Origin of the sequence: Kitasatospora terrestris, from assembly GCF_039542905.1 — a bacterium.
Classification (GTDB): domain Bacteria; phylum Actinomycetota; class Actinomycetes; order Streptomycetales; family Streptomycetaceae; genus Kitasatospora; species Kitasatospora terrestris.
This window is the reverse complement of record NZ_BAABIS010000001.1, coordinates 2,552,476-2,571,066: the sequence shown is the minus strand read 5'-3', so window position 1 is coordinate 2,571,066 and position 18,591 is coordinate 2,552,476. Positions and strand designations below refer to the sequence as shown.

The window sequence follows — 18,591 nt, the reverse complement described above, 5'->3', positions numbered from 1 at the left end:
ACGGCAACCGCGACGGCAGCGCGCAGCGTGCTGAACGGCAGCCCGGTGCCGCGTGGGCGGTTCAGCTCGTGAGGGTGCGCAGGGCCAGGTCGCGGACGGGGGCCAGCCGGGTGCGCTGCCAGCCGTGGTAGACGGCGTTGGTGCACAGGACGATGTACCGGCCGGTCGGGGGCGACAGGTAGAGGCTGGTGCCGGTGTAGCCGTGGTGGTAGGCGGCTGTGCCGTCGGCGGTGACGATCCAGGCGAGTCCACGAAGGAGTCCCGGCTCCACCGCGGTCGCGGGCTGCCGGCTCAACTCGAACCAGTCCGCCAGTGGGTTCGCCGGGGTCAGGAGGTGCTCGGCGAAGGTGGCGAGGTCGGCGGCGGTGGAGAAGACACCGGCGTGGCCCGCGACTCCGCCCAGCAGGGCGGCGGACGGGTCGTGCGGAATGCCCCAGGTGCGGGGGGCGCCCGCCAGCCGCGCCTCGGTCGGGGCGACCCGGGCGGAGCGGGCGAGTGGCCCGTAACAGGTGGAGCCCAGCCCGAGTTCCTGCCAGAACTCGGCGGCGAGTTCATGGAGGGGGCGGTTGCGGATGATCGGCAGAAGAAGTCCGAGCAGGACGAAGCCGCGGTCGATGTAGCGGTGCCGGGCCCCGGGGACGTCGACGAGCGGCTCGGCGCACAGGTGGTCGAGCAGCGAGCGGCCGCTGAGCTGGTAGCGGGCCAGCCCGGTGCTGGGGAGCATGCCGGAGGTGTGGGTCATGAGGTGGCGGGTGGTCAGATCACGTCCCGGAGCCGGGGCGTCCGGGAGGTACGTCCTCAGGGGTGCGTCCGGATCGAGCAGTCCGTCGCGGACGGCCCGGCCGATCAGCGGCCAGGTCGCCACGACCTTGGTGAGGGAGGCCATGTCGTATCGGGTGCGGCCGTCGGGTGCGGCGGCGCCGCACTCCGCTCCGAGGATGCCCCGGCCGCTCACCGCCCGGGCGGGAGGACGGTCGGAGGGGGGAGGGGCGGCGGGAGGAGGGTCGGAGGGGGGACGGTCGGCGGGTGGGCGGGAGACCGGGTCGGCAGGGAGGGCCACCTGTCCGACGGCGAGCACGCCGCCGGGGACGCCGGCGTCATGGATCGCGGTGTCGAGGCTCGCACCGAGCGCGTCGATGGCGGCCGACGTCCACGCGTCGGGTGTCTGATGACGGGGCGTGAGTGCCATGGCGTGCCTCTCGTCCGGCGGACAGCCCTTCCGGCGGGGGCCGCACCTTGGATACCCGGTGGGCCCCGACATTGAACGGGGGCGAACAACAAGGTGCGGCAACGGACGGTACCGGGCGATAAGGACAGTCGCGGACGGCGGCAGACGGAGCCAGGGGGTGGTGGGAGTGCAGGAGCGAGCGCTACGCGGGCGGAGCGGCGGAGAGCGACTGAAGGGCGCTCAGTGCGCGGTCGGCGTCGTCGGCGGTGACGAAGAGGTGGTCGTGGTGGAAGCCGGCGACCACGTTGCAACTGACGCCCTCGTCCGCGAGGCAGGCGGCGACGGCGGCGGTGAGTCCGACCGCGTCGAGTGCGGAGTGGATCCGCAGGGTGATCCAGGCCGCGACGTACTCGTAGCGAAGCCCGAGCGAGTCGGCTTCCTCCTGCGGGACGACGACGGTGACGCCCTCCTCCTCGGCGACCGAGACCACCGGCCGGAGTCCGGCCGGGACCTTGGCGGGGAAGGTGCAGTACACGTAGCGGCCCGGATTGAGGACGGGGTGCATGCCGCTGAGCAGGGTTCTGAGGTCTCGTTCGCCAGCCATGCCGGTCACGCTAACGCCTACCGGCGGCGAGGGGCGGCGACGCACCGGGCAGGTCGCAGGCGGGATCGCAACGGCATGGGAACGGCCTCGGAACAGCATGGGAACGGCACCGGCGGGGACCCTTGCCGCCCGGCCGGGGCGCTGGGATAGGGTCACCGCCATGACCAGGGAACTCGCCAAGGCATCCCGCATCCGGGTCGCGGAGCTGACCTCGAGCGCGGAGCTCTACTTGGGTGTCCACCTCGCCGCTCCCGGTCTGGTGTTCGACATCAGCTGTTTCGGCTTGGACGCGGACGAGCGGCTCAGTGACGACCGCTACTTCATCTTCTTCAACCAGCCGGAGAGCCCGGAGAGCGCGATCCGCCTGCTGGGTGGGCAGGGTGGGGACTCCGAGTCCTTCCGGGTCGCGCTGGACCAGGTGCCGGCGTCGATCCACAAGCTCAGCCTGACCGCGACCATCGACGGCGACGGTCAGATGTCGCAGGTGGCGTCGGGTTACGTGCGGGTGGTGGCGGGCGGTACGGAGGTCGGCCGGTACGCGTTCACCGGGGCCGAGTTCAGCACCGAGCGGGCCGTGATGCTCGCCGACCTGTACCGGCGCAACGGCGAGTGGCGGTTCGCCGCGGTGGGTCAGGGCTTCGACGGCGGCCTCCAGGCGCTGCTGGAGAACTTCGGCGGCGAGGTGCTGGAGGACGAGGCCGGGGACGCGGGCGGAGCCGCCACCGCCGAGCCGCAGGCCGTCCAGCCACCGGTGCCTGACCCGACCGTGGTGATCCCCGCGCAGGCGGTCACCGCGGCGATGCCGGTCGGCGTGCCGGCCGCCGCTCCGCCACCGCCGCCCGCGGCGCCGGCGCCGTTCCCGCCGTCCGCACAGCCGGTGACGTCCGCACAACCGACTCCGTCCGTGACGCCGGCATCGCCCGTGCAGCCCGCGCCGTTCGAGCCGTCGGGGCCGCAGCCGGCCGGGGCGAAGATCTCCCTGACCAAGTACGCCGAGGTCCCCGAGCAGGTCGGGTGGGTGAAGCAGAACGCCAACCTGGTCCGCTTCACGCTGACCAAGGGCCAGGAGGTGCTCGCCCTCCAGGGCTCGATGGTGGCGTACCAGGGCCGGGCCGACTTCGCGTACGAGTCCTCCGGGATGCTGCGCAAGCTGGTCGGTAACCTGACCGGGCAGCAGTTGAAGCTGATGCGGGTCTCCGGCGAGGGGCAGGTGTTCCTGGCGGACGAGGCGAGCGACCTGCACGTCGTCCGGCTGGAGGGCGACTCGATCTGCGTCAGCTCCGACCGGGTGCTGGCGTTCGATGCCGGCCTGGAGCACGAGGTGCGTCGGATCGAGGGCGAGGGGCTGCCGCACGGCGGGTTCTTCACCCTCCAGTTCAGCGGTCACGGGACGGTCGTGGTGAAGACCAACGGCATCCCCGTGGTGCTGCCGGTGACCCCGGCACCCGAGACGTACGCGGACGTCCACGCGCTGGTGGCGTGGTCGCGCGGCGCCCAGGTGATCACCACCGCGCCGGTCCGGATCCGCCGCTCCGCCTACGCGGGCCATGCGGCCGAGTCGTACAGCCTGCAGTTCCGGGGCGGTCCGGGCAACTTCGTCATCGTTCAGCCCTTCGAGGTCTAAGGAGAGCCATGCAGGCGCAGTACCTCGCGGGCGGCGGACTGGAGCAGTACCAGGCGGCGCCGACCGGGGCCCGGATGGCCAACCACGGCGCGGCGATGTGCCGCGTGCAGCTGGCGGAGGGCCAGGACGTCTACGCCAAGCCCGGCGCGATGATCGCGTACGACGGCTACCTGCGGTACGAGCCGGTGTCGCAGACCTTCCGGCGGGCGCTCGGCGAGTGGGCCTCGGGCGAGCGCACGCCGCTGCTGCGCTGGGCCGGTGACGGCGCGCTGTACCTCGCCGACATGGGGGCGGACGTGTTGAACCTGCAGCTCGCCGACGAGGCGCTGTCGATCAACGGTTCGCACCTGCTGGCGATGGACGCCACGCTGCAGTGCGCGGTGGAGAAGGTGAAGGGCCCGGCGATGCTCGCCGGGACCGGTCTGTACAACGTCACGGTCCGGGGCTCCGGCTGGGTGTCCGTCACCTCCCGCGGCGTGCCGGTGGTGCTGGACTGCGCGGAGGCCGAGACCTTCGTCGACCCGGACGCGCTGGTTGCCTGGACCACCGGGCTGGAGGTCAAGGCGCGCCGCAGCATGAAGGTCGGCGCCCTGGTCGGCCGCGGCAGTGGCGAGGCGGTGCAGCTCGGCTTCCGGGGTGCCGGCTTCGTGGTGGTCCAACCCAGCGAGGACACCTCCGACCGTCTGAAGATCCGAGGCTGAGGAGCCGTTCCGTGCAGAGCACCCTTCTCGACCACACGGCCGTCGCCGACACCGAGCGCTTCGCCCTGCAGAACCCGCAGCTGCTGCGGGTCCTGCTGGACGGCGGCAAGGACGTGCTGGCCCGCAGCGGTGCGATGGTCGCCCACGTCGGCAAGGTCTCCTTCGTCGGCTGGGGCCCGTCCGGCAGCCGCGGCAACCGCAACAACCGCGGCCAGCGGCAGGCCCCGGACGTCCTGGACCTGATGCGCTGCTCCGGCACCGGCACGGTCTACCTGGCGAACCTGGCCCAGCACCTGCACATCCTGCCGCTGGCCGACGAGAAGCTGACCGTGACCAGCAGCTACGTGCTGGCCCTGGACAACGAGCTCGGCTGGCGCACCGTCAGCATCGAGAACGGCGAGCTGATCACCGGGGTGGGCAACCGCAGCCTGGAGTTCTCCGGGACGGGCACCCTGGTGCTGATGACCTCCGACCGGCCGCTGGTGCTGCCGGTCCGCCCCGGCGAGTACGTCTACGGCGACGCGGACGCGGTGGTCGGCTGGTCGTCCGGGCTGGAGGTGCAGCTCCAGGCGCAGAGCAGCAACACCGAGGCGTGGCGCCGCCGGGGCACCGCGACCGAGGGCTGGGAGCTGGCGTTCACCGGCTCCGGCTACGTGATCGTCCAGCCGAGCGAGTTGCTGAAGCCCCAGCGGGTCCCCTTCCGCTGACCGGAGCCGGCGGTCAGCGGACCTCGTCCCCGATCCGGGGCCGGCCGGATCAGGTGAGCCGCTGCGACGCGTACGCCTCGATGGCGTCGCGCTGGTAGGCGGCGAGCCCGGGGGCGATGGATTCGTACGCGGCGCGCCACTGCTCGTTGTCGACGCAGGAACGCCCGATGGCGCGGAACTCCTCGGCGCCGACGGCACGCAGCGCGGCCAGTGAGCGGTACTGGCCGTCGATCTCGGCCTGGACGCCGTCGGCGTCGGCGGGGGAGCCGGCGGCGAGGTGTTCGGCGAGCCGGATCATCAGGGCGGTGCGCTCGCGCTGACCGGCCTCGACCTCGGCCGGGTCCATCGCGGCGGTCCGCTGCTCGACTGCCTCGGCCAGTTCGGGGAAGTCGCTCAGGCTTGCGCGGTACACGGCGGGCTGCACGCCCTCGAAGAGGTTCTCCGGGCGGTTGATCATGGTCATGGGGGTGCCGTCCTTCCTGGAGCGGTCCAGTTCGGCGATCGTTCGGGCGACGGTGGCGGCGAGCGCGTCGAGCCGGTCCCGTTCGGCGAGTAGTCGGCGGTGGTGGCCGCGGAGCGCGGCCAGTTCGTCGACCTGGTCGGTGAGGATCCGGCCGATCTCGGGGAGCCCGACGCCCAGCGCCCGCAGCACGAGGATCTGCTGGAGGCGCAGGAGCTGCTGCTCGCCGTAGTAGCGGTAGCCGTTGGGGGCGACCCGTGCGGGTGGCAGCAGGCCGATCCGGTCGTAGTGCCGCAGGGTGCGGGCGGTGATCCCCGCCATCCTGGCGACCTCCGCGGTCGGCCACTGGCCCGGGCCGGTCGCGGCCTCCCTCATCACGCCGACTCCTTCGCCATGGCCGCTCCCTCGCGATCGCGTTCTCGGGCCGGAGGTCTCCGGCCCTGGTCAGGACGGTAGGGGCTGCCGCTGCGGCAGCTTCAAGTCGGTCCACCGCCGGACGGGCCCGTCAAGGTCCGACCACGTCGCACGCAACCACGTCGCACGCAACCGCGTCGCACGCAACGAGCACACGCCCGTCTCGCACACGCCGTGTCGAACGGGGCGGCGGCGCACGCGGCGGCGGACTCCCCCGGGCTGCGGGACCGCTGCCCCGAACCACCGCGATCTCCGCGATCTCCAGGTCCCCAGGCCCCCGTACGGCCCTCCGCGATCTCCACGATCTCCGCGATCCCCAAGTCCCCAGGTCCCCGTGCGGCCCTCCGCGGGGCCGGTCGGGACGCCGGTCTCTGGTCTCGCACGTTCTGGTCCGTCCCTGGTGCCGGCCCCCGATGCGTGCAGACCGAAGGCAGGGTGTTCGGGATCCGCGGCTGGGATTCCCGAAGGAGGCAGCGACGTCAGGCTTGGTGGGCAGAGGCTGCGAGCCGGTCGGCGAGCGCGATGACGAGGTCTCGGAGCTCGTCCGGTTGCTCGATGACGAACGGCCGGTCGAGCGAGGCGAGTACAGGAGGCAACCAGTCGAGCCGCTCCGCTCTCAGCTCGACGTGGAGCCAACGCTCGGCGTTCGGATCCGTGTCTTCCGCGGGGGCGGGCTCCGTCACGCTCGCGACGCTGGCGGGCAGTCGGGCGCGGATCTGTTCGACCGTCCCGTGGATCCGCAGCGTCACTTCGTGCCGGTAGGCGGCCTGGGCGAGCCCTGACAGGACGCGGTGTGCCGGATCGAGCCCGGCGGGCGGCTCGAACGAGCCCGGCAGGGTCCTCGCGTCAGCGATGCGATCGAGCCGGAAAGTCCGGTCCTGGCCGACCCCGGGATCGGTGCCCGTGACGTACCACCGGCCCTCATGGGTGACGATGCCGTACGGGTGCAGAGTGCGTTCGCTCCGTCGGCCGTCTCGGGTGGTGTACCTGATCGAGATCGGGCGGCGATGGCGCACCGCATCGGCGACAGCGAGCAGAACCCCCGTCTCCGGGGTGGCCGACTCGCCGGGCGCAGCCGTGAAGGCGAGTGATTCCATGACGGCCTCGAGGCGACGCGCCAGACGTTCGGGCAGCGCCCGGCGGATCTTGGCCGCCGCCGTCTCGCCCGCGGTTTCGGCCGCCGTCAGCAACCCCGTCCTGCGGCCGGCGACGAGGCCGAGCAGCACGGCGAGCGCCTCGTCGTCGTTGAGCATGAGCGGGGGCAAGCGGTAGCCGGGGGCGAGCCGGTATCCGCCGTAGCGGCCACGGACCGCCTCGACGGGGATGTCGAGGTCGACCAGGTGGTCCACGTACCGCCGCACGGTGCGCCCGTCGACGCCGAGCCGGTCGGCGAGTTCCGCCACCGTTCTGATGCCGCCCGACTGCAGGAGTTCCAGAAGGGTGAGCACGCGACTGGTAGGTCGAGCCATGCCTGCAAGCCTAGCCCTGATACCGGACCGATTCTGTCCAGTATTTCCTCTAGCGTCCGAGGTGCAACGGCTTCCACCGACCTGAGGAGAGCACCATGGACTTCGTTTCGATCCGGATCATCACCGACGACGTCGCACGCCTCGTGGACTTCTACGAGCGAGCCACCGGAGCGCGGGCGAACTGGTCCACCGAGGACTTCGCCGAACTCCGGACCGCCGGCGGAACCCTCGCGATCGGCAGCACCCGCACCGTGGCGCTGTTCGCGCCCGGCTGCGCCCGTCCGGCCGACAACAACACGGTGATCATCGAGTTCCTCGTCCCCGACGTGGACGGGGTGTACCGGGACCTGGGCGATTCCGTCGCCGACTTCGTGACCGAGCCCACCACGATGCCCTGGGGCAACCGGTCGCTCCTGCTCCGTGACCCGGACGGCAACCTCGTCAACTTCTTCACCCCTGTCACGCCGGCGGCCATCGAGAAGTTCGCTCGCTGACGACAGCCCGGCGGCCGGGGCGGGCCGGTCCCGGCGCGGCAGGCGCCGTACGGACCCCCTCCCGAACGGCGGTATCAAGGTGAGCCGCCGACTCCGGGCCTGCGGGTGCCGGCGACGCCTTGATGGCTCCCCAAGCTGCGGGCGCACACCTTGACGGGCGTCCCGGCGGGGCCGCATTCCTTGGTGCCCGACCCCGGGCCGCTCGGATCCCTTGATACGACCCCCCGGCACCCGGCATGGCCGACCCGGCCCGCGCGGGCACTTCGCCGAGCACCAACGGACCGAGTCGCCGTCGGGCACCGGCTTACCGGCGCCCGGGAGCGGCACCTCCTGCGGTGACCCCCCCACCCCGCCGTGCTGCGCGCGGGCCGGAGACGGGCCGCCCCGCAAGGTGCGAGGCGGGAGCCGGAGCTCCGGCGGCCGGAGCTCCGCGGTGCGCGCGGATCGCAGCTGCACCGTCCGCAGCACTCGGCACTCTCCCTTTGCGGATGCGGGGCGGCGCCCGCAAGCACCCGCAAAGGGCGCCCCGCATACGCAAAGGGCAGGTTCCCGCATACGCAAGCGCGCCTACGGCTTTGCGGAAGCGTGCCCCGCGAACCGAGCCCACTCCGCCGTCACATGGCAGGAGTCCTCGGACGAGTCGGGCGGGAGGACGTACAGGATCAACATGATGCCGAGGTAGCGGTCCAGTTCCGCCGCCCAGTCGGGGTCTGCAAGGTACTGGTACGTGTGGAGGGCGATCGCGGCGAGGCCGGGCGCCCCTTCTGGCACGATGCCGCCATCGGTGGCCCACCGTCTCCACATCGCATCCAGGGCCAGAAGAACGGCAAACTCAGGCTCGCCCTGGGCTGCTCGCTGCAACAGCGACTGAAGGACGGAAACCGCTCGCGCGCAGGTGTGCACGGCATGGCACAGCTCCCGGTCGCCGGCCGTCGCGACGGTGCGCACCATGGCGGCAATCCCCCGACCCCACGGCGACTCTGCCATCAGGTCGACACCGGCGAGTTCGCCCTGCCGGTGCACCTCGCGCAGTCGCTCAATCGCCCCGGTGTGCTCCGGCATGGCCTGTTCCAGTGCCTCCAGCAGGTCCTCGGTCCCCAGGTCCTCGGCGCCGCCGAGCAGCAGCCGGGCACCGGATTCCACCAAGGCCCAGTGGTGCACGTTCGGGAGAGTGTCCGGCGATTCGGGCGGCAGGGTGATCCCGGCTTCGGTGAAGCGGTCGCGCAGCATCTGATCCAGGTCGCGCCGAGATGCGCGACGGTTCGGCGTCATCCTCGCGGCGGCATCGCGCCGGGCTTGGAACGCCCGGTCGGACGTCCCAGCGGGCAACTCCGTGATGCCCGCCCGCTTCAGTGGCCGCTTCAGCGAAGCGACCACAGCCGTTCGCAGCCGCCGGGCGCTGGCGGGGGTGTCGTCGATGGCCCAGAAGAGCCATCCGACCCACCCGATGCTGCGACCTGCTCTCGCGGTCTGGGCTAGGTACAGGGCCCGCCGCAGGTATTCGGGATCGACCCTTGAACTGCTGCACTCGAACCAGGTCGAAGTCTTGGGCATCAAGCCCTGCTGCTGCCAGCGTTCCACCTGCGTCACGGTGGCGGTGATCCCGTACTCCGCGATGGCCTGGACCAGGGCGAGGTGGGCGCGGGATGGCTTTGTGCGGGGCATCGTCAGTTCCTCCGGTCCTGGCCGCCGACGGTCAATACGGAGTACAGGGTGACAGCGGTTCCCACAGCGCTCTCCCACGCCTGGCTCTGCGCGGCAGCAACGGCGGCGACCGCCGCCAGGAGCAGCACGAGCAGTTGGGGGGCCGCCGCCCGCGCCATGGCCACCGGGAGCCGGCAGGTTGGTGTTCACGTACAAGTTCCCTTTCGAAGGTCCGGTCACCGGGTGTGCCCGGCAGCACAGCCCGACTGCGTCGAGACGCCGCGGTGCTGCTCCTCCATGGGCTCATGGCCCCCTTCCCGATCCGCAGGAAACCTCGCGGGGTAGCCGCCTCTCACCGAGCTGCCGCCCGCCGGGCAGGCCCTCTACCAGGAGTGACGTCGGATCAGGATCCGTGCCGGACCGGTTGCTGATGCCGTGCTGGACGGGCCCGGCCGGAGTCAGCGAGCGGGTTGCGTGCTGTGGCTGATGCCGGCGCCGGGGAACCGCAGCAAGGCCGCCAGCCGGTTGTGGTGAGCCCGTCGGCGGCGCGGCGTGCGGTGACCGGATGGACGTTGCCCCCTGGCTCTGGTGATCGTGCAGCGCGGGCAGACACACGTTCTGGGCCACCCTCGGTGAGACGAACTGGCGTGAGCCGACCTTCGCAGAGGCGCGACGCGACTTGGGTGAGACAGGTCGTCAGTGTCCTGTGCCACCGATCCTTGACCGATTGCCATCGAAGTTGGACCACTGGACGGTTCATGCCATCGAACTTTGACCGACCTGGTCAGGGCCTCACGGCGGCGGTGTCAGCCTCCTGCTGGATGATCTGGCCATGCTGATTGCGACGAACGCGCGTGGCCACGTGGTGAAGCGCGCCACCAAGCCCGCCATCGGAACGATGCTGGCCAACCTGCGGCGGGACAACGCCCACATGGTCGTGGAGCGGGTGGATGGCGAACGACCCGGCGACTGGTACATCCAGGTGCTGCTACGCGAGAACAACACCTACCAGCTCGAATACCGGGAAGGCTCGGCCGAGCAGCACTTCCAGACCATGACTGTGTCCCAGGAGAAGGTCCTCACGGCGCTGCTCGGCTGGGCTACCGGGAAGCCGGGCTGGCCGGACGCCTTCATGTGGAACAACATCGGCGAGCAGTTCAGCTCCTCCAACGACGAAGCACCCGAATCGGCCAGCGGCACGGAGTAAGCCGCGAAGCCCGGAGTCGTCTGACCAGTGCGGTCAAGGTTCGATGGCACGAACCGTGCACTGGTCCAACTTCGGTGGCAATCGGTCAAGGATCGGTGGCACAGGACAGGACGGATCGGAGAACGAGGGTTGCCATCCGATAGTTAGCGATATATCGTCGAGGTATCGAGATGCTTCGATTGGCGAGGCGTCGAGTGGATGGAAGGCGGTACGCGTCATGCGACCGGGAAAGCGTTATCGCGGAGAGGGCCGGGCTCGCCGGCCGGAGTTCGACCGGATGCCGGGGATGCCCGGGATGTCGGAGGAGGTGTTCGAGGGCCGCCCGGCGTTCGGGCCGTTCGGTGGGCCGGGTGGCCGGCCGATGGGGCCGCCGCCGTTCGGGCCGCCGTTCGGTGGCCGGGGGCACGGTTTCGGCGGCCACGGTGGCCGGGGCCACGGGCGCGGCCGGGGCGGCCGGGCGCGTCGCGGGGACGTCCGTGCCTCGCTGCTCGCCCTGCTGAAGGAGCGGCCGATGCACGGCTACGAGATGATCACCGAGATCGGTGAGCGGACCGGTGGGGCCTGGCGGCCGAGCCCGGGGTCGGTGTACCCGACGCTGCAGCTGCTGGAGGAGGAGGGGCTCGTCCGGGCTCAGGAGGTCTCCGGGAAGCGCCTGTTCGAGCTGACCGAGAAGGGGCGCGAGGAGGCGGAAGCCGGCGCCCAGTCCCCGTGGGACGAGGCCGGCCGGGGCGTCGACTGGGAGGCGATCCAGGAGGTCGGCGCGGCGCTCGGCGCGGTCGACAACGCGGTGCGCCAGGTGATGGCGACCGGTACGGAGGCGCAGCGGGCGAAGGGCCTGGCGGTGCTCGCCGAGGCCAAGAAGAAGCTGTACCTGATCCTCGCCGAGGAGGCGTGAGCCGCAGCCGGGGGGACTGCGCGGCGGGGGAGCCCGCGGGTCGGGGCGAGCCCGCGGGTCGGGGCGAGCCCGCGGGTCGGGGCGAGCCCGCGGGTCGGGGCGAGCCCGCGGGTCGGGGCGAGGCCGCGGGTCGGGGTCAGTCCTCGCTGACCCCGACCGCGGTGCCGGAGTCCGCGCCGGTGCCGGGGTCGTACTCGTAGCGCCAGCGGAAGCGGCCCTTGGCGTCGTACTCCTTCGCCCGCCGGTAGACCAGCGTGTGGGCGGGCCGGTCGTCCGTCGTGGGCACCGGCACCTTGTAGACCTTCGGCACGCTGTGGAACAGGCCCAGCAGGATCGGCAGCACCTTGCCGTCCAGGGGCCCGCCGACGAATTCGGTGTCCGCGCTCTTCACGTGCCCCAGCGTACGGGGCCGACGCGCGTGACCTGCCGCGCGGTGCTTCGTGTGGATCCCGGACGGGTGCTGTGGAGCCGCTGTGATCGGTCGTGTGACCAGGGCAGCACCGCCCCCGGTCAATCGGACCGTCCGCGCACCCTTATCCTGCTCTGTACGCCCCCGGGTTCCCCCGGGTCCGCGGGCCCCGTACGGGCCGGGCGGGATGCGCCGTGCGCGCGCCTGCCCGCCGAGTCGCAACTCTCGAACTCCGTACCGTGGCCCCGGACGTCGGCCGTCCGGTGACCCCGGCTCCGGCCCACGGCAGACGCACGTGTGCGGTGCAGCGCCCGGGAAGCAACGGGCCTCCCGTGGTGTTGGCGTCGGATGTTGCGTCGGTGGCGGTGCCGTACCTGGCACGGCAGCTCACAGCAGTGGCGGAAGGGGCCCGATGGAAGCCAGCAGTAGGTGGACGACCTGGTGGCGGCGTGACCGGCGGCCGAGCCGCGAGGTCACCGGTGGGGACGCGGCTTCGAGGCTGGACCTGCTGCTCGGCGCGGTTCGGGCGGGATTCCCGGTGGCGCCCGCGGCGCATCCGGCGGGGCACCGGTGTTCCTGTGACCGGGTGGGATGTCCGGCGCCCGCCCAGCACCCGGTGTCCTTCGCGTGGCAGTCGCAGGCGACCACGGACGCCGAGCAGCTGGCGCGCTGGCTGTCCCGCGACCCGCAGGCGAACTTCGTGACCGCGACCGGCCGCGCGCATGACGTGCTGGACGTCCCGGCGGAGGCCGGGCGGCTGGCCCTGGAGCGGCTGGACGCGCTCGGCGTCGGCGGGCCGGTCGCGGCCGTCGGCGACGACCGGTACCTCTTCTTCACCGCCACCCGCGGCACCCCGGCCGACGAGGACGAGTGGTGGACCTCCGCGTTGGACTCGACACCGGACACCATGTCCGAGCACCCGGGCCTGCGCTGGCACTGCCGCGGCTCGTACACGCTGCTGCCGCCGGCCGCGCTGCCGGACGGTTCGGAGGTGCGGTGGCTGCGCGGCCCCGAGCAGTCGCTGCCGGATCCGCTGCGCGTGCTGGACGTGCTCACCGACGCCTGCACCGAGGTCGGCGCGGTCGCCGAGGAGCAGTGGCTGATCGGCTGAGGCGGACGACGGGGGAGCGGCCCCGCCCGGGTTTCCGGGCGGGGCCGCTCCTCGTTCGGCGTGACGGCGACAGGGGCGCGCGGCCCTCCGCCGGGCCGGGACGGCGGATTGACCGGGCGTCAGGGGACTGAGGGGGAACTGGCCGTCCTGGCGGCGCCGTTCGGCGCGGTCGCGGAGCCGGCCGGCGAGGTGAGGACGGCGCTCGCGGGCCGGATCGTGGTGGACGCCACCGACCCCGTCGGCGGTCGACGTCATGACGCTGACGGCCGGTCACACCACCTCGGGCGGTGAGCAGGTGGCCGCCGCATTGCCGGGTGCGACGGCGGTCAAGGTGTTCGGCACCGTGATGGCGGGCGGGACGGAGACCGGCGCCTTCGGTGGTCAGCGCCTGCTGCTTCCGACGGCCGGGCGGCGGTGAAGACCGTGGTGGGGCTCGGCGCCGAGCCGGGCTTCGGCGCGGTGGACGCCGGGCCGCTCGGCAATGCCCGCTACCGGGAGCCCGCGGTCGAGCTGCTGACCCAGCCGGCCTTCGGCCGGAGCCTCGGCGCGGGTATCGGCTTCGCGCCGACCCGTGTCTGACCGGCGCCACGCCGGGCGACCCGGGCCGGACGACCGACAGGGACGGACGCCCAACTGTGCCGGGCGCCCCGGGGCCGGACGACCACCCGGGGGCAGGGGCGGGCCGGGCGCGTCGCGGGCCCTGCCCGGCCCTGCCCGGCCCTGCGGTGCCCGCTACGGGAGGGTGAGGATCTCCGCACCGTCGGCGGTGACGACCAGCGTGTGCTCGAACTGGGCGGTGCGCTTGCGGTCCTTGGTGACGACCGTCCAGCCGTCCTGCCAGATGTCGTAGTCGTGGGTGCCGAGGGTGAGCATCGGCTCGATGGTGAAGGTCATGCCGGGCTTGATCGTCTCGGTGGCCCGCTCGCTGTCGTAGTGCGGGATGATCAGGCCGGAGTGGAACGAGGTGTTGATCCCGTGGCCGGTGAAGTCGCGGACCACCCCGTAGCCGAAGCGCTTGGCGTACGACTCGATGACCCGGCCGATCACGTTGACCTGCCGGCCCGGGCGGACCGCCTTGATCGCCCGGTTGAGCGCCTCGCGGGTCCGCTCGACCAGCAGCTTGGACTCCTCGTCGACGTTGCCGCACAGGTACGTCGCGTTGAGGTCGCCGTGCACGCCGTGGATGAACGCGGTGGCGTCGATGTTGACGATGTCGCCGTCCTCCAGGACGGTCGAGTCCGGGATGCCGTGGCAGATCACTTCGTTGATCGAGGTGCAGATCGACTTGGGGAAGCCGCGGTAACCGAGGTCGGACGGGTACGCGCCGTGGTCGCACATGTACTCGTGGGCGACCGCGTCGAGCTGGTCGGTGGTGACGCCCGGCTCGATCAGCTTGGCGGCCTCCTCCATGGCGCGGGCGGCGATCCGGCCGGCGATCCGCATCTTCTCGACGGTCTCGGCGGTCTGCACCTCGGGCCCGGTGTACGGGGCCGGCGCGGGCCTGCCCACGTACTCGGGGCGCGCGATGTGCGCGGGGACCTTGCGGGTGGGGGACAGGATGCCGGGTACCAGAGCCATGCAGGCGAGTCTATCCGCCGGACCCCCGCACCCGGTCGGGTGTGCGGGTGCGGCGGCCGGGCATGATCGAGGTGGGGTTCCGGGAGAGCCGGGGCGCCGGGAAGCGCGGGGCGGACGGACGGTTCGCGCACCGCACGGTGACGGGAGATGGCGCAGATGGCGCTGGGGTTCGGCCGCAAGCCCACCGGGAAGCCGGGGGAGTGGTTCTACTGCATCAAGCACGCCAAGGTCGAGGAGGGGCCGGAGTGCCCGGCCAAGGACCGCCTCGGCCCGTACGCCAGCCGGGAGGAGGCGGCGCACGCACTGGACCTCGCGGCGGAGCGCAACCGTGAGTGGCGCGACGACCCGCGGTGGAACGACTCCGCCGAGGGCCGCGGCAGCCAGGGTGGCGAGGACGGCTGAGGCCGGGTCAGCCGCGGTAGGACGACAGGTTCAGGTGGATCACCGCCAGGTGGCGGTGGGCGCGGAGGACCTCCGCCGCACCTGAGGACGACCGTGCGGCAGCCGGCGCGGGCGGCTGTGCGGTGGCTTCGGCGGGCGACGGACGGTGGTCGACGACGGGCGGTGGTCGACGACGGGCGGTGGTCGCGGATCACGTGCGTCGGTCCGGGGTCGGCGGCGGCCCGGTCGCCCGCGCCGCCGCGGCGGAGGCGGTGGCCGGCTCGGGCCGTTCGGACACCGCCCGGACGTTCGGCGGCGAGGAGCTGCAGTGGGCCAGCAGCAGGATCGTCAGCAGCAACAGCGCGAGGAGTAGGGGCGTCCAGGGCCTGTCCGCGCGGTGGTGGAGCAGTTTCCCCCGTGTCGTGCCCCGATGGTGACGGTGCGTCGGCGCACGAGGGGCGCGGTCGTGTCACCGTACCGTCACACGCGGGAGCCGACCGGGTGGACCGGGTCGACCGGGTCGACCGGGTCGATGCCGGCGTCCGAGGCTCCGGAGCCCGGGGTGGCGGCGTCCGAGGCAGCGGGGTCGGGTGCGTCGGGGCCGGGTGCGCCAGGGTCGGGTGCGGCGGAGCCCGGGGCGGCGGTGGCGGCCGCCAGGGCCTCGTGCTGGGCGCGGACGGCGAGCGCGTTGGAGTCGGTGCGGTCGTCGTAGGCGAGCAGCTTGGGAAGCGCGGCGGCGAGCGCGAGGACACCGACCACGCAGGCCACGCCTCCCGTCCAGACGGAGGCCCGGACGCCGGCCAGCGAGGCCATGCCGCCGGCCCGGACCTGGCCGAGCTGCGGACCGACCGAGTAGCTGAGCAGTTCGACGCCGGCCAGGCGGCCGCGCAGCTCGTCCGGGATGGACTGGTTCCACATGGTGGAGCGGGCGGTGCCGCTGATCTGGTCGGCGCCGCCGGCGATCAGCAGGCAGAGCAGCACCAGCCAGATGTTGCCGACCAGTCCGGCGACGGTCATCGCGGCGCCCCAGCCGAGCGCGGAGACCAGCAGCATCCGGCCGTGCCGGTGGACGTGCGAGGTCCAGCCGCCGGTCGCGGAGACCAGCAGCGCACCGACCGCCGTGGCGGCGTAGAGCAGTCCGAGCGCCCAGTCGGCGTGCAGCTCGGAGGCGAGGAAGGGGAAGATCGCCACCGGGTAGGCGAAGAGCATCGCCACGATGTCGATGGCGTAGGTGCCGAGCAGGTCCTTCCGGCTCCAGGCGTACTTCACGCCGGTCGCGATGGCCTGCAGCGAGGGCTTGTCGGCGCCGGTGGACGGCGGGACGGCGCGCATCCGGGCGAGCAGCAGCAGGGAGAGGCCGAAGCTGGCGACGTCCAGGAGGTACGCGGTCTGCACGCCGGCGACGACCACGATCACACCCGCGAGCGGCGGTCCGGCGACCGAGCCGACGTTGCGGTAGAGCGAGTTGAGCGCGAAGGCGGCGGTGAGCTGGTCGTGCGGGACGATCCGCGGGGTGAGCGAGTCGAGGGCCGGGCGCTGGAGGCCGTCCAGGGCCGCGACCAGCATGCCGACCAGGTAGATCGGCCACAGCAGGGGCGTGGGGAGCAGCGCGTTCACCAGCAGGAGCGCGGAGAGCAGGCCGAGGCCGGCTTCGGAGCGCAGGACGAGCTTGCGGCGGTCCAGGGCGTCGGCGAGGGCACCGCCCCAGAGGCCGAAGACGATCAGCGGCACCAGTTCGAAGGCGCCGGCCAGGCCGACCGCGAGGGTGGAGCCGGTCAGCTGCTTGATCTGCAGCGGGACGGCGACGTAGGTCAGGAAGCTGCCGAAGGAGGTGACGCAGCCCGAGGTCCACAGCAGCCGGAAGTCCCGGGAGGACCGCCAGGGCGTGAGGTCCGGCCGCAGTCGGCGGAGGGTGGTGCGGAGGGTGCCGCCGGCTGGGTCGGACGGGTCGCTCTGTGCGGATTCGTTCACGTCGGGCCATGCTTCGCTCCCGGGCGCGGCCGGTGCAATCGAATTACGGCTCCGACGGCTGGCTCCGGTCCGGCTCCGGCGGCCGGCTCAGGTGTCGCGGGCCCGGCTCACCAGCGCAGGGCGGGGGTGCCGGTCAGCCGGTCGAGGAGTCGGGCGAACCGGCTGCGGGGCCGCCCGGCGGTGCCGGCGGCGGCGCTGACCAGGTGCTGGACCAGCTCGAACGGCTCCGGCTCGGCGTCCGGCACACTCAGCCGCTCGTGGGCCAGGGCGGCCAGCTCGCGGTCCCCGGTGTCCACGGCGAGCACGGTGGCGCCGCCGCGCCGGGCGTCCTGCACCCGCTCCAGCAGGGGTGCGCCGGCGCTCTCGGGCGCGACCAGCAGCACGGTGGCGCCGCGCCGGGCGGCTTCCAGCCGGCGCAGCCCGACGGCGAGGTGGGCGGGCGAACCGGCCGGGACGGTGTGCCGCACCAGGGTGGGGGCGAGCGCGGGCATGCCGCAGAGCGCCGCCTCGTCGTCCAGGTGGGCGGCCAGGTGCCAGGGCTCGTACCGGGGGGTGCCGACCAGCAGCAGCCCGGACGAGGCCCGCCTGCTCACCTCGGAGCGCAGCGCGCCCGCGAAGGAACCGGTCCTCTCCAGCCAGCCGGTACCGGTCAGCGACTCCCGGAGTGCGGAAACTCTCACCGCGTCCATGGCCGACAAGCATGGAGCCTCGCGGGGGCGTTTGGGAGGATTCCGGCATGACGCAACCCGAATCAGTGAACGCGGCGGCCGGACCCGGCCGTGAGCTGCCGGACGTCTCCGCCCTCGTGGTGGGTGTTCTCGGCGGCACCGGTGACCAGGGCCGGGGGCTGGCCTACCGGCTGGCCCAGGCCGGACAGCAGGTGGTGATCGGCTCCCGCACCGCCGAGCGGGCCGCCGCGGCGGCCGAGGAGATCGGCCTCGGGGTGCGCGGCGCGGACAACGCGGCGTGTGCCCGGGAGAGCGACGTGGTGATCGTCGCGGTGCCGTGGGACGGCCACGCCGAGACGCTGACCGCGCTCCGGGCCGAGCTGGCCGGGAAGATCGTGGTGGACTGCGTCAACCCGCTCGGCTTCGACAAGCAGGGCGCGTACGCGCTGCAGGTCCCCGAGGGCAGCGCGGCCCAGCAGGCCGCGGCGCTGCTGCCGGACTCCCGGGTCACCGCGGCCTTCCACCACCTCTCGGCGGTGCTGCTGCAGGACGCCTCGCTGGAGCGGATCGACACCGACGTGCTGGTGCTCGGCGAGGAGCGGGCCGCGACCGACGTCGTGCAGGCGCTGGCCGAGCGGATCCCCGGGATGCGCGGGGTCTTCGCGGGACGGCTGCGCAACGCCCACCAGGTCGAGGGTCTGGTCGCGAACCTGATCTCGGTCAACCGTCGTTACAAGGCGCACGCCGGGCTGAGGATCACGGACATCTGACGACAACCGTCGACATCCGACGCGAGCTACCGGCCCCCGGGACGGATCCCGGGGGCCGGTCGGTGACAATGGCTGCGAACGCACCCGCCGCTAGGAGCCCACACCATGCCCCGCAACGCCCTCTACGCCTCGATCGTCCTCGTGCTGGCGGTGACCGCCGCCGTGGTGTCCTTCATCGAGGGCAACTGGCTCGGTGTGGTGTGGGTGCTGATGGCCGGTGTGGCCAGCAACATCGCCTGGTTCTACATCCGCAAGGACCGGATCGAGCGGGCCCGCGCCGAGCAGGGCTGACGGCTGCGGCTGCGGCCAGAGACGG

At 72.7% G+C, this 18,591-nt stretch carries 22 protein-coding genes; 12 read left to right on the top strand and 10 right to left on the bottom strand.

Annotated features, from left to right (window positions below):
- Positions 1-61 precede the first annotated feature (61 nt).
- Both ABEB06_RS11870 and ABEB06_RS11865 read right to left on the bottom strand, forming a co-directional pair.
- Entirely contained in the window at positions 62-1,189 is a 1,128-nt protein-coding gene (locus ABEB06_RS11870; RefSeq protein WP_345696810.1) for a serine hydrolase domain-containing protein, read from the bottom strand.
- 181 nt (positions 1,190-1,370) lie between these two features.
- Entirely contained in the window at positions 1,371-1,772 is a 402-nt protein-coding gene (locus ABEB06_RS11865; RefSeq protein ID WP_345696809.1) for an ACT domain-containing protein, read from the bottom strand.
- A 160-nt stretch (positions 1,773-1,932) separates the two neighbouring features.
- On the opposite strand from ABEB06_RS11865, the gene ABEB06_RS11860 reads away from it, so the two are divergent.
- The 3 genes from ABEB06_RS11860 to ABEB06_RS11850 are packed head-to-tail and all read left to right on the top strand — an operon-like array spanning position 1,933 to position 4,804.
- Entirely contained in the window at positions 1,933-3,396 is a 1,464-nt protein-coding gene (locus tag ABEB06_RS11860) for a TerD family protein (RefSeq protein WP_345696808.1), read from the top strand.
- 8 nt (positions 3,397-3,404) lie between these two features.
- The gene (locus tag ABEB06_RS11855) at positions 3,405-4,097 is read left to right on the top strand and encodes an AIM24 family protein (RefSeq protein ID WP_345696807.1); all 693 of its coding nucleotides are present in this window, start codon (positions 3,405-3,407) and stop codon (positions 4,095-4,097) included.
- A gap of 11 nt (positions 4,098-4,108) precedes the next feature.
- A complete protein-coding gene (locus tag ABEB06_RS11850; RefSeq protein WP_345696806.1) occupies positions 4,109-4,804 on the top strand; it encodes an AIM24 family protein in 696 nt (231 codons plus the stop codon).
- A gap of 49 nt (positions 4,805-4,853) precedes the next feature.
- Here the strand turns inward: ABEB06_RS11850 and ABEB06_RS11845 are convergent, their stop codons facing one another.
- Positions 4,854-5,639, bottom strand: a complete 786-nt coding sequence (locus tag ABEB06_RS11845) for a MerR family transcriptional regulator (RefSeq protein ID WP_345696805.1) — start codon at positions 5,637-5,639, stop codon at positions 4,854-4,856.
- 518 nt (positions 5,640-6,157) lie between these two features.
- Complete coding sequence (locus ABEB06_RS11840; RefSeq protein WP_345696804.1) at positions 6,158-7,147, bottom strand: helix-turn-helix transcriptional regulator; 990 nt, start codon at positions 7,145-7,147, stop codon at positions 6,158-6,160.
- Positions 7,148-7,242: 95 nt separating this feature from the next.
- Here ABEB06_RS11840 and ABEB06_RS11835 point away from each other — a divergent pair, with 95 nt between their 5' ends.
- Positions 7,243-7,641: a VOC family protein gene (locus ABEB06_RS11835; protein WP_345696803.1), complete on the top strand. Its 399-nt coding sequence runs from the start codon at positions 7,243-7,245 to the stop codon at positions 7,639-7,641.
- A gap of 567 nt (positions 7,642-8,208) precedes the next feature.
- Here ABEB06_RS11835 and ABEB06_RS11830 read toward each other — a convergent pair.
- Positions 8,209-9,306, bottom strand: a complete 1,098-nt coding sequence (locus ABEB06_RS11830) for a hypothetical protein (protein ID WP_345696802.1) — start codon at positions 9,304-9,306, stop codon at positions 8,209-8,211.
- 811 nt (positions 9,307-10,117) lie between these two features.
- Between ABEB06_RS11830 and ABEB06_RS11825 the strand changes: the two genes are divergently transcribed.
- Positions 10,118-10,492, top strand: a complete 375-nt coding sequence (locus tag ABEB06_RS11825; RefSeq protein WP_345696801.1) for a hypothetical protein — start codon at positions 10,118-10,120, stop codon at positions 10,490-10,492.
- A gap of 286 nt (positions 10,493-10,778) precedes the next feature.
- Positions 10,779-11,387, top strand: a complete 609-nt coding sequence (locus ABEB06_RS11820; RefSeq protein ID WP_425559614.1) for a PadR family transcriptional regulator — start codon at positions 10,779-10,781, stop codon at positions 11,385-11,387.
- Positions 11,388-11,523: 136 nt separating this feature from the next.
- Here the strand turns inward: ABEB06_RS11820 and ABEB06_RS11815 are convergent, their stop codons facing one another.
- Complete coding sequence (locus ABEB06_RS11815) at positions 11,524-11,778, bottom strand: hypothetical protein (RefSeq protein ID WP_345696799.1); 255 nt, start codon at positions 11,776-11,778, stop codon at positions 11,524-11,526.
- A gap of 430 nt (positions 11,779-12,208) precedes the next feature.
- Here ABEB06_RS11815 and ABEB06_RS11810 point away from each other — a divergent pair, with 430 nt between their 5' ends.
- From ABEB06_RS11810 to ABEB06_RS11800, 3 genes are all read left to right on the top strand, one after another.
- Positions 12,209-12,907, top strand: a complete 699-nt coding sequence (locus ABEB06_RS11810) for a bifunctional DNA primase/polymerase (RefSeq protein ID WP_345696798.1) — start codon at positions 12,209-12,211, stop codon at positions 12,905-12,907.
- 253 nt (positions 12,908-13,160) lie between these two features.
- Positions 13,161-13,325: a hypothetical protein gene (locus ABEB06_RS11805; RefSeq protein WP_345696797.1), complete on the top strand. Its 165-nt coding sequence runs from the start codon at positions 13,161-13,163 to the stop codon at positions 13,323-13,325.
- Positions 13,322-13,486 (top strand): NAD(P)-binding domain-containing protein, encoded by a 165-nt coding sequence (locus ABEB06_RS11800; RefSeq protein WP_345696796.1) that lies wholly within the window; start codon positions 13,322-13,324, stop codon positions 13,484-13,486. The genes ABEB06_RS11805 and ABEB06_RS11800 overlap by 4 nt, the downstream gene beginning before the upstream one ends.
- Before the next feature lie 153 nt (positions 13,487-13,639).
- Here the strand turns inward: ABEB06_RS11800 and map are convergent, their stop codons facing one another.
- A complete protein-coding gene (gene map / locus ABEB06_RS11795; protein ID WP_345696795.1) occupies positions 13,640-14,485 on the bottom strand; it encodes a type I methionyl aminopeptidase in 846 nt (281 codons plus the stop codon).
- A 156-nt stretch (positions 14,486-14,641) separates the two neighbouring features.
- Between map and ABEB06_RS11790 the strand changes: the two genes are divergently transcribed.
- A complete protein-coding gene (locus ABEB06_RS11790) occupies positions 14,642-14,887 on the top strand; it encodes a hypothetical protein (protein WP_345701817.1) in 246 nt (81 codons plus the stop codon).
- Between the two features lie 190 nt (positions 14,888-15,077).
- Here the strand turns inward: ABEB06_RS11790 and ABEB06_RS11785 are convergent, their stop codons facing one another.
- From ABEB06_RS11785 to ABEB06_RS11775, 3 genes are all read right to left on the bottom strand, one after another.
- On the bottom strand, positions 15,078-15,224 hold the full coding sequence (locus ABEB06_RS11785) for a hypothetical protein (protein ID WP_345696794.1): 147 nt from the start codon (positions 15,222-15,224) through the stop codon (positions 15,078-15,080).
- 122 nt (positions 15,225-15,346) lie between these two features.
- Positions 15,347-16,768: an MFS transporter gene (locus ABEB06_RS11780; RefSeq protein ID WP_345701816.1), complete on the bottom strand. Its 1,422-nt coding sequence runs from the start codon at positions 16,766-16,768 to the stop codon at positions 15,347-15,349.
- Between the two features lie 176 nt (positions 16,769-16,944).
- Positions 16,945-17,526 (bottom strand): hypothetical protein, encoded by a 582-nt coding sequence (locus ABEB06_RS11775; RefSeq protein WP_345696793.1) that lies wholly within the window; start codon positions 17,524-17,526, stop codon positions 16,945-16,947.
- A gap of 47 nt (positions 17,527-17,573) precedes the next feature.
- Here ABEB06_RS11775 and npdG point away from each other — a divergent pair, with 47 nt between their 5' ends.
- On the top strand, positions 17,574-18,275 hold the full coding sequence (npdG, locus tag ABEB06_RS11770) for an NADPH-dependent F420 reductase (protein WP_345696792.1): 702 nt from the start codon (positions 17,574-17,576) through the stop codon (positions 18,273-18,275).
- Positions 18,276-18,380: 105 nt separating this feature from the next.
- Positions 18,381-18,566, top strand: coding sequence for a hypothetical protein (locus ABEB06_RS11765; protein ID WP_345696791.1), 186 nt, complete (start codon positions 18,381-18,383; stop codon positions 18,564-18,566).
- Positions 18,567-18,591: the final 25 nt, after the last annotated feature.

What these genes read in the sequence shown, in the direction of transcription:
- ABEB06_RS11870 (WP_345696810.1), bottom strand. Translation starts at nt 1,189, where the DNA reads ATGGCACTCACGCCCCGTCATCAGACACCCGACGCGTGGACGTCGGCC.
- ABEB06_RS11865 (WP_345696809.1), bottom strand. Translation starts at nt 1,772, where the DNA reads ATGGCTGGCGAACGAGACCTCAGAACCCTGCTCAGCGGCATGCACCCC.
- ABEB06_RS11860 (WP_345696808.1), top strand. Translation starts at nt 1,933, where the DNA reads ATGACCAGGGAACTCGCCAAGGCATCCCGCATCCGGGTCGCGGAGCTG.
- ABEB06_RS11855 (WP_345696807.1), top strand. Translation starts at nt 3,405, where the DNA reads ATGCAGGCGCAGTACCTCGCGGGCGGCGGACTGGAGCAGTACCAGGCG.
- ABEB06_RS11845 (WP_345696805.1), bottom strand. Translation starts at nt 5,639, where the DNA reads ATGAGGGAGGCCGCGACCGGCCCGGGCCAGTGGCCGACCGCGGAGGTC.
- ABEB06_RS11840 (WP_345696804.1), bottom strand. Translation starts at nt 7,147, where the DNA reads ATGGCTCGACCTACCAGTCGCGTGCTCACCCTTCTGGAACTCCTGCAG.
- ABEB06_RS11835 (WP_345696803.1), top strand. Translation starts at nt 7,243, where the DNA reads ATGGACTTCGTTTCGATCCGGATCATCACCGACGACGTCGCACGCCTC.
- ABEB06_RS11830 (WP_345696802.1), bottom strand. Translation starts at nt 9,306, where the DNA reads ATGCCCCGCACAAAGCCATCCCGCGCCCACCTCGCCCTGGTCCAGGCC.
- ABEB06_RS11825 (WP_345696801.1), top strand. Translation starts at nt 10,118, where the DNA reads ATGCTGATTGCGACGAACGCGCGTGGCCACGTGGTGAAGCGCGCCACC.
- ABEB06_RS11820 (WP_425559614.1), top strand. Translation starts at nt 10,779, where the DNA reads ATGCCCGGGATGTCGGAGGAGGTGTTCGAGGGCCGCCCGGCGTTCGGG.
- ABEB06_RS11810 (WP_345696798.1), top strand. Translation starts at nt 12,209, where the DNA reads ATGGAAGCCAGCAGTAGGTGGACGACCTGGTGGCGGCGTGACCGGCGG.
- ABEB06_RS11805 (WP_345696797.1), top strand. Translation starts at nt 13,161, where the DNA reads ATGACGCTGACGGCCGGTCACACCACCTCGGGCGGTGAGCAGGTGGCC.
- map (WP_345696795.1), bottom strand. Translation starts at nt 14,485, where the DNA reads ATGGCTCTGGTACCCGGCATCCTGTCCCCCACCCGCAAGGTCCCCGCG.
- ABEB06_RS11790 (WP_345701817.1), top strand. Translation starts at nt 14,642, where the DNA reads ATGGCGCTGGGGTTCGGCCGCAAGCCCACCGGGAAGCCGGGGGAGTGG.
- ABEB06_RS11775 (WP_345696793.1), bottom strand. Translation starts at nt 17,526, where the DNA reads ATGGACGCGGTGAGAGTTTCCGCACTCCGGGAGTCGCTGACCGGTACC.
- npdG (WP_345696792.1), top strand. Translation starts at nt 17,574, where the DNA reads ATGACGCAACCCGAATCAGTGAACGCGGCGGCCGGACCCGGCCGTGAG.
- ABEB06_RS11765 (WP_345696791.1), top strand. Translation starts at nt 18,381, where the DNA reads ATGCCCCGCAACGCCCTCTACGCCTCGATCGTCCTCGTGCTGGCGGTG.